Origin of the sequence: Rhizobium sp. NPDC090275 (assembly GCF_044772225.1) — a bacterium.
In the GTDB taxonomy this organism is placed as follows: domain Bacteria; phylum Pseudomonadota; class Alphaproteobacteria; order Rhizobiales; family Rhizobiaceae; genus Rhizobium.
Map to the genome: position 1 here is coordinate 314,755 of NZ_JBIVYL010000002.1, position 14,285 is coordinate 329,039.

A 14,285-nucleotide genomic window follows, 5' to 3' on the forward strand; every position below is an offset into this window, starting at 1 on the left:
CGCAACAAGAAGTTGGTCCGATCCGGCCGCGTGCTCAAGCGAGCGCGCGGCCTTTTTGCGTCGAGTGGCCTTAACGTCCCGCCAATTCTGGAAAAAACAGTCGAACGACCCTAGATCAGAAGGTGCCCCCAAGACGCGCCCAACGACATCCCCAAAGGACACCAAAGGACACCCAAGGGCGCTTTCAATTTCAGACGAACATTTCAGGAAAACACGATGTCTCAAGATAAGAATCCCGTCTGGTTCATCACCGGTTGCTCGACAGGCTTCGGCCGCGAACTGGCGAAACTCACCATCGCCCGTGGTTGGCCGACTGTTGTCAGCGCCCGCGACAAGGCCCGCGTTGCCGATCTCGTGACCGGTCATGAGGACAATGCGCTCGCCGTGGATCTCGATGTGACCGATGCCGCGCAGATCACCGCCGCCGTAAAGGCCGCCGAGGAGCGCTTCGGACGGATCGACGTCCTCGTCAACAATGCTGGCTATGGCTATCAGTCGACGATCGAGGAAGGTAGCGATAGCGAGATCCGCGATCAGTTCGAGGCCAATGTCTTCGGCCTCTTCGCCATGACCCGCGCCGTTCTGCCCGGCATGCGCACGCGCCGACGCGGCCATGTGATCAACATCACCTCGGTGGCCGGCTTCATCGGCTTCCCGGCATCCGGTTACTACTCGGCGAGCAAGCACGCGGTCGAGGGTATGTCGGATGCGCTTGCGGCCGAAGGCGCGCCGCTCGGTATCAAGGTCACCTGCGTCGAACCCGGTCCGTTCCGCACCGATTGGGCTGGCCGTTCGCTGCGGCAGACCGAAAGCAAGATCGCCGATTACGCGGAGACCGCTGCCGCACGCATGCGCCAGACGGCCGGATACAGCGGCCAGCAGCCGGGAGATCCCGTGCGCGCCGGCGAGGCGATCATCAAGATCACCGAGGTCGAGAATGCTCCGCGCCACTTGGTGCTTGGCGAATTCGGCTATGGCGCGGTCACGGCCAAGCTGAAGGAGCGCCTGGCGCTGATCGAGGAATGGAAGGACACCAGCCTCGGCGCCGATTTCCCGAAATCGTGAGGCTCGCGCTCTGGCATGAGCAGGGCGCCGTGGAGGAAGATGTGATGGTGAAGCTGGTCTATGGCCTTGAAGGCTTGTTGATCCTGGCCGGTCTGATCTGGATGGGGCAGGGCAGCGGATATTTTCCGTATCCGGCTGAAAGCTTCATGATCGACCAGACGCCCTGGATCTACTGGGGCGCGCTTGCGGTTGCCGTCGGCCTTATTCTGATCGTGCTGACCAAGAGCCTGCGCGGCAGGCGTTAACACGCGCCCAAAACAAATTCGCCGGCTGGAAGGGCCAGAAAACCCCGCCAGCCGGCGATAATCAGTCGCTTGAAAGCGTTCAAGCGCGGCGCAAACGCGCCTCGGGCAGTTCAGGCCGGGTGCCGTCAGGCGCGCGCAGACCGCGATGCTTGCTGACAAAGATCCACTCGACATTGCCGGGCTCGAACGGCCGCCGCGGATTGCGCAGCGCCAAACGGCGCTCGGACAGGCTGCGGGGCAGGGTGTCGATCATGTCGTTCATGAACGTGTCGAGACACTCTTTCCAGCGAGGCGAAACGGCGACATCGACGCCGCCGTAGCGATGAAAATCGGGGTGTTTGCGGGAGTAGCATGCGCCGATCATCCAGGCATGCTGCTGTTTCAGAAAACGCTCTTTAATGGTCATTCGCAGTCTTTTTCATTCCTTGGCGTCAGCGACTCCCTAGCCGTCGAAGCGAGCGATGTTGATCGGCCGTTCCGCTGTCCAGGTGCCATCCGCACGCTGATATTTTGTTTGCAAACCGGCTGCCGATCAAACGATCGATAAGCGACCTGGGGCCGCCGCCGGTGCCTCTACACGAGTAGGAAAAGGTGGCCGATTGAACGCCGTCGAAGCCTGAGCTGGGACGCCATTACGTTCGGCGACGTGCTACCTAGTCGACATTGATTGTTCCTTCAAGGATTTTCCTGAAACAATTTTGCATGGCTGCCCGTCTCGACGAAAAAACGGTAGCAGCGCCCTCATCGGCTCGCGTCATGGGCGTGAATTTTGCCCGTGGCTGACTTGAGGCTGTATATGGCAGCCGAGGTCCGGGGATGCGACGCCGAATGCGCTTGCGCGGCGAGGGAACGCTTCATAGGCTCGCTGCGTTGATGGATTCGTTCAACGCTTTTCAGTAGGAATCACATGCGCGCTCAATCGAAGCCGTTCGTTGTTGAAATCAAGACATCCCGCCGTACCGATCGCAGCAAGGAAAAATCCATCTGGGGCAATCTCGACCTCTCCGCCGTCGCGCAGGAAGTGGCCGATGACGTGCCGTTGTCGGCGGCGCCTGCTACCGGTGTCGAGCAAAAAGCCGTCCGGTAACGCCGAAAGGGCGCGCGCCTTAAAATGCAGCCGCGCCCTTCATCGAATTCCGTAAAAGCTGAGTACCGTCAGACCGGATTACAGGTCATGCCGTTGCGCTGCGCATTCGCGATGCAGTCGCTTCGATTGGAATAGCCTTCCGTCGATGAACCGACGATCCGACCATTGGACGCCGTGCGCCGCCAGCGCCACTGACCATTCGTCTGGTAGATCTCCCAGGTATCACCATTGCTTGCCTTGCAACTCGGCATGTCTCTCTCCCTTTGTTTTGACAGATCAGGCCTAGGCCATTCCTTCGCACGTTTCCACGAACCGACTGCAATCAAAGGTCGTGCCTGACTGCGAGGTTGGTTGCGTCGACAGCGAGGCGGCTGCCAAAAGTGGCGAACCATCTGGCTCCTTGGGCGTTGTTTGGAAACACGCTGAAGGAGAAGATCGATGCCAATCAACGATGATGGAAAGAAGCCGCTGTCGCGCAGCGAGGACTATCGCGATTTCGAAGAGCGCAATATCGACGACGGCTGGCCCTATGCGGACACAACTGACGCCGCGTCGGCAGCGCCTGAAAATCGCGCCTATGGTGAAACGCCCGCCAATTTCGACAGCAACGACAATCCAGGCTTCCGCGTCGACGGCATAGACCGCGATGGCAACGAAAACCGGCTCAGGGATTCGCTGCGCGCCGACACGATCGATCGCGATGACAGCGACGATCTGGAAGCGCGGGTCACCGAAAACATCGAGAACGTCCCCGAAGTCGACATCGACAGCATCGAGGTCCATGCCGACGGCCATGTCGTCACGGTCGAAGGCTCTGTCGAAACGATTGGTATCGCCCGGAAGGTCGAACTCGCAGCATCCTCTGTCGATGGCGTCCACCACGTGAGGAACAGGCTGCACACGACGGGCGTGGATGCGCATCGATAATTTGCGCCCTGCCTACAACGGAAAAGGCCGCCCGCTGGATAAGCGGACGGCCTTTTTTAATTGGCGTTCTCTAAGCCGATCAGCTGCAGCCGCTGGTCGCGCCGCAAGTGTCGCACTTCTCGCAGGTGCCGTTGCGCACCATCGTGAAGTTCTGGCACTCCGAGCAAATGTTGCCGGTGTAGCCCTGCATGATCGACCGGGCGCGGCGCTCGGATTCGATCTTCTTGGCTTCCGTCTTGGCCGATGCGGCGTCAGCCGCGGCCTTGTCGGAGAACAGCGCGGTCGCCTGCTGCTGGTTTTCGGTCGTGACTTCTTCCAGCACTTCCTCGGCGATCTCTTCGGCCAATTCCTTGGCGCGCTCTTCGTAATCGCGCTTGAAGGCGACGATTTCGGAGGTCGAGATGGCGGTCGTCGGCTCGATCTTGCGGGCGGCAGCGCCAGCGAAGGACGTTACCGTCGCACCGGACGAGGCGCGGGCAGGGGCGGCCGTTGCCGAGCCCTTGGGCTCGCCGGAGGCCTGACGCTCGCTGTTCGAAACGATCGTCGGCTTGTAGCCGCGGGTCCAGCCGGTCGAGACGAGGTTCGTCTTGCCTTCCTGGATGCCCTTGCCGAGTGCCGTGTTCGAGAAGTCCGACGTATCGACATGCGCCAGATCGTGGCGGCCGAGGTAGGAGACGGCCAGTTCGCGGAACACGTAGTCGAGGATCGACGTGGCGTTCTTGATCGCGTCGTTGCCGATGACCATACCTGCCGGCTCGAACTTGGTGAAGGTGAAGGCCTCCACATATTCCTCGAGCGGCACGCCGTACTGCAGACCCAGCGATATGGCGATGGCGAAGTTGTTCATCATCGCACGGAAGGCGGCGCCTTCCTTGTGCATGTCGATAAAGATCTCGCCGAGGCGACCGTCACCGAATTCGCCGGTGCGCAGGTACACCTTGTGTCCGCCGACGGCGGCCTTCTGGGTGTAGCCCTGGCGGCGGTTCGGCAGCTTCTCGCGTTCGCGGGTCACGCGCTCTACCACACGCTCGATGATCTTCTCGGTGATGGTGACGGCCTGGGCGGCGACCGGCTGCTGCAGCAGATCGTCCAGTGCGTCCTCATCGCTTTCGTCTTCGATCAGCGAGGCGTTCAGCGGCTGCGACAGCTTGGAGCCGTCGCGGTAGAGAGCGTTTGCCTTCAGGCCGAGCTTCCAGGAGAGCATGTAGGCGCTCTTGCAATCCTCGACCGTCGCGTCGTTCGGCATGTTGATCGTCTTGGAGATCGCACCCGAGATGAACGGCTGGGCGGCAGCCATCATGCGGATGTGGCTGTCGACCGAGAGGTAACGCTTGCCGATCTTGCCGCACGGATTGGCGCAATCGAAGACGGCGAGGTGCTCGTTCTTCAGGAACGGTGCGCCTTCCAGCGTCATCGCGCCGCAGACGTGAACATTGGCAGCCTCGATGTCCTTCTTCGAGAAGCCGATGTGCTCAAGCAGGTTGAAGCCCATGTCGCCGAGCTGTTCGTCGGAAACCTTCAGCGTGCCCTTCAGGAAGTCGGTGCCGAGCGTCCACTGGTTGAAGACGAACTTGATGTCGAAGGCCGACTTCAGCGCGCCGTTCAGCGCTTCGATCTTCTCGTCGGTGAAGCCCTTGGCCTTCAGCGAGCCGGGGTTGATCGCCGGCGCCTGGTTCAGGTTGCCGTGGCCGACAGCGTAAGCTTCGATCTCGGCGATCTGGCTCTCGGAGTAGCCGAGCGTGCGCAGAGCTTCCGGAACGGCACGGTTGATGATCTTGAAGTAGCCGCCGCCGGCGAGCTTCTTGAATTTCACCAGTGCGAAGTCAGGCTCGATACCGGTCGTGTCGCAATCCATGACGAGGCCGATCGTGCCTGTCGGCGCGATGACGGTTGCCTGGGCGTTGCGGTAGCCGTGCTTTTCGCCGAGTTCGAGAGCCTTGTCCCAGGCGCTCTTCGCGTGAGCCGCCAGATCCTGGTCCGGGTTCTCGGAGTGGATCAGCGCGACCGGGTTGATCGAAAGGCCTTCATAGCCCGACGTCTCGCCGTAAGCGGCGCGGCGATGGTTGCGGATGACCCGCAGCATGGCTTCGCGGTTCGGCTTGAACATCGGGAAAGGTCCGAGTTCAGACGAGATCTCGGCCGAAGTGGCGTAGGAGATACCGGTCATGATCGCGGTCAGCGAGCCTGCGATGGCGCGGGCTTCGTCGCTGTCGTAGGGAATGCCCGAAGACATCAGCAGGCCGCCGATGTTGGCGTAGCCGAGGCCGATCGTGCGGTATTCGTAGGAGCGCTCGGCGATCTGCTTCGACGGGAACTGTGCCATCATCACGGAGACTTCAAGCACGACCGTCCAAAGGCGAACGGCGTGTTCGTAATCAGCGATGTTGATGCGCTTGGTGGCCGCATCCTTGAACTGGATGAGGTTCAGCGAGGCAAGGTTGCAGGCCGTGTCGTCGAGGAACATGTATTCCGAGCACGGGTTGGATGCACGGATCGGGCCGGCAGCCGGGCTGGTGTGCCAGTCGTTCATCGTCGTGTTGAAGTGCAGGCCCGGATCGGCCGATGCCCATGCGGCGTAGGAGATCGATTCCCACAGGTCGCGTGCCTTCAGCGTCTTCATGACCTTGCCGTCCTTGCGGGCGGTCAGGTTCCAGTCACCATCGTTTTCGACAGCGCGCAGGAAGTCGTCCTTGATGGAGACCGAGTTGTTGGAGTTCTGGCCCGAAACCGTGAGGTAGGCTTCCGAATCCCAGTCGGTGTCGTAGGTCTTGAACTCCAGGTCCTTGTAGCCCTGGCGAGCAAACTGGATGACGCGGCCGATGTAGTTTTCCGGAACCTGATCCTTCTTGGCAGCGCGCACTTCGCGCTTCAGGGCAGGGTTCTTGTTCGGGTCGTAGCAATCGTCATTGTCGCCGTCGCAATTGACGCAGGCCTTCATGATCGCCTTCAGGTGGCGATTGACGATCTTGGAACCGGTCACGAGGGCAGCAACCTTCTGCTCTTCCTTGACCTTCCAGTTGATGTATTCCTCGATATCCGGATGGTCGATATCGACCACGACCATCTTGGCCGCGCGACGCGTCGTGCCGCCAGACTTGATGGCGCCGGCAGCGCGGTCGCCGATCTTCAGGAAGCTCATCAGGCCGGAGGAACGGCCGCCGCCGGAAAGGCGTTCGCCTTCGCCGCGCAGATACGAGAAGTTGGAGCCGGTGCCGGAGCCGTACTTGAAGAGGCGGGCTTCGCGAACCCACAGGTCCATGATGCCGCCTTCGTTGACCAGATCGTCTTCGACGGACTGGATGAAGCAGGCGTGCGGCTGCGGATGCTCATAGGCCGACTTCGACTTCGTCAGCTTGCCGGTGAAGGGGTCCACATAGAAGTGGCCCTGGCCGGGGCCGTCGATGCCGTAGGCCCAGTGCATGCCGGTGTTGAACCACTGCGGCGAGTTCGGGGCGACGCGCTGCGTCGCGAGCATGTATGCAAGTTCGTCGCGGAAGGCGGCCGCGTCTTCTTCGGAAGAGAAATAGCCACCCTTCCAGCCCCAGTAGGTCCAGGTGCCGGCCAGACGGTCGAAGACCTGGCGCGCATCGGTTTCAGAACCGTACTGCTGATCCTTCGGGAGGTCCTTCAGAGCGGCCTCATCGGCAACCGAGCGCCACAGGAAGGAAGGAACGTCGTTTTCCTCGACCTTCTTGAGGCGGGCAGGGACGCCGGCCTTGCGGAAATACTTCTGCGCCAGAATGTCGGCCGCGACCTGCGAAAACTGCGCGGGAACATCGATGTTCTCGAGGCGGAATACGATCGACCCGTCAGGGTTCTTGATCTCGCTGGTTGCCTTGCGGAATTCGATAGCCGCGTAAGCGCCCTGATCTGCCTTCGTAAATCGGCGTTCTATGCGCATTTGCCTTAACCTCTAGCTCGCGCGCCCCGTCCCCGTTGACCAAGGCGCAAGTTTCCACCTCCGGCGGCGCCGTAAGGAGCGCAGCCAGTTCTCGTTTCCGTATCGTCACAGGAGTGTCATCCGGAGATGGGTCATCCTGTATCTTGTGGTGATGGTGGCTGCAATCACTAAATATAGTATTAACAGCCTTTTTCCGCCAGCCCCGGATGTCGCTTTTTCAGGCGGCAAAAATCGCGCAGAACATACTCATGGCGGCTCACCCCTCATGGATCAACGCCCTGATTCAATGCTCGATTTCTGGTGAGAACCGGCCTCGTAATGTCCGGTTCAGCTGCCGCCGCAACATCGAAGTTCATTAAGTTGAAAACAGGCGATTCCGTCAAGGGCTTGTTCTTAACGAAGTGTTCACCACAAGATATTGTGGAGTGGCCTGTGGAGACTGGGGAAAAACCAGTTGGGCAAGAATTTCAATGGCTTGCTAAGGGATGCGCAAGAGAAATGCCAAAGCCGGATTAATTTTGCCATATTTTGTCATTTGGCGGTGGCTTTTCGAGCGCAAATGAGCGTTGTGATTCGCAAGGCCGAACAAGGCGCTAAAGTGCGTCGATGGCGATGGTCACCGTAGCGCTTCCGATCGCCTGTCCACTCTCGTCGCGAACCGTGAAACTTGCCTGCGCTTCCAGCAATTGCGTGGCATCATCGCGGCTGGCGCGATCGATGAAGACCTCGTCGGAGTCCCGGGCAAAGGTCTTCAGGAACTTGTTTTCGTCGCCCTGCCAGTAGTCGTTGGTGGGCACGCTCTGCGCGACATTCAGTCCGTTCCGGTCGGTCACGAATATTTCCACAATCGTTCCTTGCGAATCATCCTGCTTGGCTTTGAGGTATCGCGAGACCGGATTGTTGAGGAGGCGGGTGACCATCTGCCATTGCCCGCTCTTGATCTCCGAGCGGTAGCTGTTGTCGAGCACCTGGATATCCATCGGGCTGATATCGCCGAACTTCCTGTTCTGCGCCTTGATCGCGGCCAGAACGTTCGGCTTGTTGATCATCGGCTTGACGAGCGTATCCACATATTCGCGCACGACGGAGATATAGGCGGGTTCGGCTGAGACCGCGCGCGGAAGCACGTTCAAACACAGCCCGAAGGCCGCGATCAAGCCGATAAACCGCCAACGCTGCATGGTCGTTCCAGTGTCGCGCTAGCGACCGCCCTCTACCCAAACACCCTGCCGCGCCCTTGCCGCCTGATGCCATATGATCATACGGCGGACGGCGAGGGGCGGACAGCAAATTTGGTTATGTTAGTAAACAAAGATTGGAGCAATTTAAAGTTGCTTCTGTCTCTGTCTGCCAAGAGCCTGGAAAATCAGCCCTTGCTGCCCTTGGAGATCGGTTCCTGATAGGTGAAACCCATATCCCACGGGAAGTAGATCCAGGTGTCCTGGCTCACCTCCGTGACGAAGGTGTCGATGACAGGCACACCCTGTGGTTTTGCGTAGACGCAGGCGAAGTGCGCCTTCGGAAGCAGCGTGCGGACTTCGGAGGCTGTCTTGCCGGTATCCGTCAGATCGTCGACGACGAGCACGCTTTCGCCGCCATCTTCAAGCAGTTCGGCCGCGATGCCCTTGAGGAGCATCATCTCGCCCTGGTTCACATAGTCGTGGTAGGACGCGACGCAGACCGTTTCGATCAGGCGGATGTTGAGCTCGCGCGAAATGATGGCAGCCGGCACGAGGCCGCCACGGGTGATGCAGACGATCGCCTTGAACTCGCGGTTGAGGCCGGCAAGGCGCCAGGCAAGCGCGCGTGCGTCGCGGTGAAATTGATCCCAGGAAACGGGAAAGGCTTTATCGGGAAGGGACATGGGCTCGCTCCGAGGCATGAATGATGACACGCCGTTTGCCGGCGGCCGGACGCTCTTCCGTTCACTTGGGTCAAACGCAAATCGCGCAGCCGAGACTGCGCGATGGAAGGACCGAAGCCGGAGCTCGTCGTCGGTCGTGGCAATTAGCGGAATTTGGCTGCAAAACGCAAGCCCCCGCTGATCGTGGCCCGCTAACGCGAAAGCAGCGTCATCGCCGTCATGGAGTGCAGGAGCGTCTTCGTCGTGCCGCCGAAGATCATCTGCCAGAGCCTCGAATGTGTGTAGGCGCCCATCACCAACAGATCGATGCTGCTGTCGGACAACCGGTTCTCGATAACGGCCGACGTGCTCTTGTCCGTGGTCGTCGCCGTTGCAAGCGTGACGTTGACGCCGTGGCGGGCAAGTGTCGCGGCGATTTCCGCACCCGCGACTGCCGCCGATTGCAGCGCGTTGTCGACCGGGTCGACGGAGAAGATCTCAACCTCGTCGGCAGCCTTCAGGAAGGGCAGGGCGTCGAATGTGGCGCGCGCCGCTTCCTTGGAGCCGTTCCAGGCGACCAGCACCCGCTTGATCGGCTTCGGCTGGCGAATGATGAAGGGGATCATCAGAACCGGCCGTCCGCTTTCGAGCAGGAAGTTATCGACATCGACATGACTGTCCGACGGCCGTGCCGGATCGGCCTGCGAGGCGATCAAGAGATCGGCGCTGCGCGCGCTCTCGATCAACGGCGCCGAGCCGTAGCCGGTCGAGGAGGCGAAGCTGCGCCACTCGAACGACACGCCTTCCACTTCCGCCTTGCGGCGAACGATCGTCTCGATCTTGACCCTTTCGCTATGCGCCATGTCCTGCAGCGCCTGCACAGCGACAGGATCGGGAATCTCCATCGGCGCCACGAGCGGCACGACGGCGATCGTTTCCGCATGAAGCCCGATCACATGGGCACCGTGTTCCGCAGCCAGTGCGAAGGCCAGATCGGCGACTGCGGTGCAATTGTCTGAAGTATCGAGAATCGCAAGAATGGTTTTGTAAGACATGGGTATCTCCTTGCTCGGATGAAAAAGTCCGTAAGAGAAGCAATGCGCTTGGCCGGCATTTGTTTCCTTGACCGAGATCAAGTCCCGCAGGCCGGCTCTAGAAAGAAATTAGGCCTCCGCTGATGGGTTTTCCAGGACAGTCCGCTCGCGGCGAATGCCTTCGATCATCGCCGAGACATCCGCGCCGGCGGCATCGATCACGGCCTGCGAGCGACCACGAACAACGATCTCGGTCGAGAATTTCTGGCCGACATAGCGCGGATAGGAGCCGATGCTGGTTTCCTGATGCGCCTTCTGGATCGCGGCGAGCGGCGTGCCGATATCGCCTTCGCCATAAGGGCACGAGATCGCCAGCGACAGCACCGGCGTTCCGGTTCTGAGCGTCGGGATAACCGCGTCGACCATCGCCTGAAACACCTGCGGCACGCCGGCCATGACATAGACGTTGCCGATATTGAAACCGGGCGCCGTGGAGACCGGGTTGGGAATGTGCGTCGCGCCGACAGGCATGCGAGCCATCCGCTGGCGGGCCTCGGTGAACTCCATCTCGCGGCGCTTGTACATATCGCCAAGCAGCGCCATTGCCTTCTCGTCGTGATGGCAGGCAACGCCGAAGGCCTTGGAGACGGCGTCGGCCGTGATGTCGTCATGGGTCGGCCCAATGCCGCCCGAGGTGAAGACATAGTCGTATTTCGTCCTCAGCGCGTTCAGCGCCTCGACGATCGCGTCCTCTTCGTCCGCGACGATGCGGACTTCCTTGAGGTCGATGCCTGCAAGCAGCAGCATATCGGCGAGATGGCCGATGTTCTTGTCCTTGGTGCGGCCGGATAAAAGCTCGTCGCCGATTGCCAGAATGGCTGCGGTCACAATCTGTTGGGTCATGTTAGGTCTCTGTCTTCACTCAGTCTTTGGTGTCGAGCTTATACCAAATAGAGCGGACGGGAAGCCCGTGCCCACCAATACGGAAATGTGAACGCAAGGCAAAAACGTGCGATAAGATTGAACAGTCCGTCTCTCGCGGCGTGGCTGGCCGTCACCCAGTGCATGCGCTAGCTATTTGGCAGACGCACGATGCGTTGCGAGGCATTCTTTATGATACGCGAATTCATCAAACGGATTTTGGTCGGTGCACCGAGCGCAGCACCCGCCGCAACCCAGAAAGAGGAAACGTCCAAGATGGCTAAGGTTCTGGTTCTTTACTATTCGTCGTACGGCCACATCGAGACGATGGCATACGCCGTTGCCGAGGGCGCGAAATCCACAGGCGCCGAGGTGACCGTCAAGCGCGTACCGGAGCTGGTACCGGAAGAAGTCGCCAAGGCATCGCATTTCAAGCTTGATCAGCAGGCACCGATCGCCACCGTGGACGAGTTGGCCGAATACGATGCGATCATCGTCGGCGCCGGCACCCGCTTCGGCACGGTTGCGTCGCAGATGCGCAACTTCTGGGACCAGACGGGTGGCCTGTGGTTTGCCGGCAAGCTGGTCGGCAAGGTCGGCTCGGTTTTCACCTCGTCCGCCACGCAGCACGGCGGCCAGGAATCCACCATCCTCGGCTTCATCCCGACCTTCCTCCACCAGGGCATGGTCGTCGCCGGACTTCCCTATGCCTTCCAGGGCCAGATGGGCGTGGACGAGATCAAGGGCGGCTCGCCTTATGGTGCATCCACGATTACCGATGGCGACGGTTCGCGCCAGCCTTCTGCCATCGAGCTCGACGCCGCCAAGTTCCAGGGCGCGCATGTCGCCAAGCTCGCAGCAAAGCTCGCCTGAGCCAAGGGGCGTGTCAAAACAGTGAAGGCGCGGCCTCGGGCCGCGCCTTTTCATGTGTGGCGTCGAAACGCCGAAGCACTGTATCGGTAGTCGTCGACTGCGGGCCTTACGTTCGTTCAGCCGTATAGTCCATGAAACTTGGCTGTATAAACGAAGAGCGGTACCCCAAATACCGCAAGTCCAATCAAGAATGCCGTGCTTGTTCTAACCAGTCTCAGGCGCCGTGTGCGGGCGCCATCCCAATCGTAAACCATCGTCTTACTCCCACCACAAGACAAGCTTTACAAATACACGACCAGAAGCCGTGTCTTTACTGACACAGGCATACAATCACATTCTAACATTGCAAAAAAGATGCTTGTTAATGACTCCGTAATATGTTTTCCGACCGTGGCCGAATCGCATCACGTTGCACTTTGTACGATACCGGATGCACTTGACTGAATCGCCGCAGTCGTTGATTGAGGGTGCTATTGCGGGCGTGGCGAAACTGGTAGACGCAAGGGACTTAAAATCCCTCGGCCTTGGCTGTGCGGGTTCGACCCCCGCCGCCCGCACCAACTTTCCCTTGCGCATCCCGACCTTCAGTCCGCACTGAATTTTGCCGGCGAAGACGGTTCACCAGCATGCCGATTAGAACGCCGAGGCAAGCCCCCACGGCTTTGACTGCGGCGTCGTGCATCCGCGCGTGCCGCGTCGGCGAAAGATACTGCAGAAGCTCGATCCCGACGGCGCCGACGACCAGGAGGGCGGCGACCGCCAGCCAGTGCCTGGGATAAGCCACGGCAAAGGCGAGACCGACGACCAGATAGGCAAGCGCCCGGTCGAGGTTGACTGAAGTAATCGTATGAGGACGAAGGCCGATCGGCGAGACCGTTACGAAAATGATGGCGGCGAGTAAGAGCCAGGCGATCGGCTTTGAAAATTTGTCTGCTGTCATGAAACTCACACTATTGATGTCGTCACGCGTTTTCAGCGCACATCCGCGTTACCGGGGTGCTTTCCCAAAACGCGCATCACCGCGCTCTACCGAACCGTTGTGGTTGAAAATGGGCTTCTTTCGAGGGTCTGCCTATGGCATAGCGTGGGGCGCAATAACAAGGGACTGAGACCGTGACCAGACAGAATGTCGAAGCTGCCGAAGAGGCTCTGCGCAGCTTATTTCCGGCAACGCCGCTGCAACTCAACGAGCATTTGTCCGCCCGCTATGGCGCCGACATTTGGTTGAAGCGCGAAGACCTGTCGCCCGTCCGCTCCTACAAGATCCGTGGTGCCTTCAATTTCTTCCGCAAGCGGATCGAGGAAGGTGCGTCCGGCAAGACCTTCGTTTGCGCGTCTGCCGGCAATCATGCGCAGGGCTTTGCATTCGTCTGCCGCCATTTCGGCGTTCCCGGTGTCGTCTTTATGCCGGTGACGACACCGCAGCAGAAGATCGACAAAACCCGCATCTTCGGCGGCGAGTTCATCACCATCAAGCTGACAGGCGACTTCTTCGACCAGTGCTACAAGGCAGCCCGCGATCACGTCGAGACGATCGACGGCGTCATGGTGCCGCCCTTCGATCATGAAGATATCATCGAGGGCCAGTCGACGGTGGCCTCCGAGATCATGCAGCAGCTGCCCGAGGGCACGGTGCCCGATCTCGTCGTCATGCCTGTCGGCGGCGGCGGTCTGGCGGCCGGCATCAGCGGTTATCTCAAGGACACGGTGCCGAGCACGGGCTTCTTCTTCGTCGAACCCCAGGGCGCGCCGAGCCTTAAGCGCAGCATCGAGGCCGGCGAGGTCGTGACACTCTCCAAGGTCGACAATTTCGTCGATGGCGCGGCCGTTGCCCGCATCGGCGACCTCAATTTCGCTGCGCTGAAAGGCTTCCCGAGCAATCAGGTGATGTTGATGCCGGAGAACGCCATTTGCGTGACGATCAACGAAATGCTGAACGTCGAGGGCGTGGTACTGGAACCGGCAGGCGCCCTGTCGCTGACGGCAATCGCCACGATGGATCCCGAAGCGATCCGCGGCAAGACGGTGGTCGCGATCGTCTCCGGCGGCAATTTCGATTTCGAGCGGCTTCCGGATGTGAAGGAAAGGGCCATGCGTTACGCGGGCCTGAAGAAATACTTTATTCTCCGCCTTCCGCAGCGCCCCGGCGCGCTCCGCGACTTCCTCAATCTGCTCGGTCCCGATGACGATATCGCCCGCTTCGAATATCTGAAGAAGACCGCCCGCAACTTCGGTTCGGTCCTGATCGGCATCGAAACCAAGGCGCCGGAAAACTTCGCGGCGCTGTTCGCGAAATTCGAGACATCGGGTATCAGTTTCGAGGACATCACCGAAAACGAGATCCTCGCGAACCTCATCATTTAACTTTCACGGCAACGGCCCTATTTAA

Annotated in this window: 13 protein-coding genes, 1 tRNA gene and 1 pseudogene; 7 read left to right on the plus strand and 8 right to left on the minus strand. The window is 60.0% G+C overall.

Going from position 1 to position 14,285, the window contains the following annotated elements; genetic code table 11:
• Positions 1 to 216: 216 nt before the first annotated feature.
• Both ACIQUB_RS05775 and ACIQUB_RS05780 read left to right on the plus strand, forming a co-directional pair.
• Positions 217 to 1,065, plus strand: coding sequence for an oxidoreductase (locus ACIQUB_RS05775; RefSeq protein ID WP_402928844.1), 849 nt, complete (start codon positions 217 to 219; stop codon positions 1,063 to 1,065).
• A gap of 44 nt (positions 1,066 to 1,109) precedes the next feature.
• On the plus strand, positions 1,110 to 1,310 hold the full coding sequence (locus ACIQUB_RS05780) for a hypothetical protein (protein WP_018900141.1): 201 nt from the start codon (positions 1,110 to 1,112) through the stop codon (positions 1,308 to 1,310).
• 79 nt (positions 1,311 to 1,389) lie between these two features.
• On the opposite strand, the gene ACIQUB_RS05785 is transcribed toward ACIQUB_RS05780, so the two are convergent.
• Complete coding sequence (locus ACIQUB_RS05785) at positions 1,390 to 1,716, minus strand: hypothetical protein (RefSeq protein WP_018900140.1); 327 nt, start codon at positions 1,714 to 1,716, stop codon at positions 1,390 to 1,392.
• A 501-nt stretch (positions 1,717 to 2,217) separates the two neighbouring features.
• Between ACIQUB_RS05785 and ACIQUB_RS05790 the strand changes: the two genes are divergently transcribed.
• Positions 2,218 to 2,397 carry a hypothetical protein gene (locus tag ACIQUB_RS05790; RefSeq protein WP_047510070.1) on the plus strand — a complete coding sequence of 60 codons (180 nt, stop codon included), beginning with the start codon at positions 2,218 to 2,220 and terminating at the stop codon, positions 2,395 to 2,397.
• Positions 2,398 to 2,465: 68 nt separating this feature from the next.
• On the opposite strand, the gene ACIQUB_RS05795 is transcribed toward ACIQUB_RS05790, so the two are convergent.
• Positions 2,466 to 2,648 carry a DUF1508 domain-containing protein gene (locus ACIQUB_RS05795; protein WP_047510072.1) on the minus strand — a complete coding sequence of 61 codons (183 nt, stop codon included), beginning with the start codon at positions 2,646 to 2,648 and terminating at the stop codon, positions 2,466 to 2,468.
• 187 nt (positions 2,649 to 2,835) lie between these two features.
• On the opposite strand from ACIQUB_RS05795, the gene ACIQUB_RS05800 reads away from it, so the two are divergent.
• Positions 2,836 to 3,324, plus strand: a complete 489-nt coding sequence (locus ACIQUB_RS05800; RefSeq protein ID WP_113237109.1) for a BON domain-containing protein — start codon at positions 2,836 to 2,838, stop codon at positions 3,322 to 3,324.
• Positions 3,325 to 3,403: 79 nt separating this feature from the next.
• Here ACIQUB_RS05800 and ACIQUB_RS05805 read toward each other — a convergent pair whose 3' ends face one another.
• From ACIQUB_RS05805 to ACIQUB_RS05825, 5 genes are all read right to left on the minus strand, one after another.
• Complete coding sequence (locus tag ACIQUB_RS05805) at positions 3,404 to 7,225, minus strand: vitamin B12-dependent ribonucleotide reductase (protein WP_113237110.1); 3,822 nt, start codon at positions 7,223 to 7,225, stop codon at positions 3,404 to 3,406.
• A 593-nt stretch (positions 7,226 to 7,818) separates the two neighbouring features.
• Positions 7,819 to 8,406 carry a hypothetical protein gene (locus ACIQUB_RS05810; RefSeq protein WP_113237111.1) on the minus strand — a complete coding sequence of 196 codons (588 nt, stop codon included), beginning with the start codon at positions 8,404 to 8,406 and terminating at the stop codon, positions 7,819 to 7,821.
• Between the two features lie 185 nt (positions 8,407 to 8,591).
• Positions 8,592 to 9,089: a xanthine phosphoribosyltransferase gene (gpt, locus tag ACIQUB_RS05815; protein WP_018900134.1), complete on the minus strand. Its 498-nt coding sequence runs from the start codon at positions 9,087 to 9,089 to the stop codon at positions 8,592 to 8,594.
• A 191-nt stretch (positions 9,090 to 9,280) separates the two neighbouring features.
• Positions 9,281 to 10,123, minus strand: a complete 843-nt coding sequence (locus ACIQUB_RS05820) for a universal stress protein (protein ID WP_018900133.1) — start codon at positions 10,121 to 10,123, stop codon at positions 9,281 to 9,283.
• 108 nt (positions 10,124 to 10,231) lie between these two features.
• Positions 10,232 to 11,005, minus strand: a complete 774-nt coding sequence (locus ACIQUB_RS05825) for a competence/damage-inducible protein A (protein WP_113237112.1) — start codon at positions 11,003 to 11,005, stop codon at positions 10,232 to 10,234.
• Between the two features lie 294 nt (positions 11,006 to 11,299).
• On the opposite strand from ACIQUB_RS05825, the gene wrbA reads away from it, so the two are divergent.
• Together wrbA and ACIQUB_RS05835 are read left to right on the plus strand one after the other, a co-directional pair.
• Complete coding sequence (gene wrbA, locus ACIQUB_RS05830; protein ID WP_113237160.1) at positions 11,300 to 11,896, plus strand: NAD(P)H:quinone oxidoreductase type IV; 597 nt, start codon at positions 11,300 to 11,302, stop codon at positions 11,894 to 11,896.
• A gap of 475 nt (positions 11,897 to 12,371) precedes the next feature.
• Positions 12,372 to 12,456: transfer RNA gene (locus ACIQUB_RS05835), tRNA-Leu, on the plus strand.
• Positions 12,457 to 12,503: 47 nt separating this feature from the next.
• Here ACIQUB_RS05835 and ACIQUB_RS05840 read toward each other — a convergent pair.
• Positions 12,504 to 12,836 (minus strand): annotated as a pseudogene (locus ACIQUB_RS05840) (VanZ family protein); the annotation flags it as partial.
• A 173-nt stretch (positions 12,837 to 13,009) separates the two neighbouring features.
• On the opposite strand from ACIQUB_RS05840, the gene ilvA reads away from it, so the two are divergent.
• Entirely contained in the window at positions 13,010 to 14,260 is a 1,251-nt protein-coding gene (gene ilvA, locus ACIQUB_RS05845; RefSeq protein ID WP_113236989.1) for a threonine ammonia-lyase, read from the plus strand.
• The last annotated feature ends 25 nt before the right edge of the window (positions 14,261 to 14,285 follow it).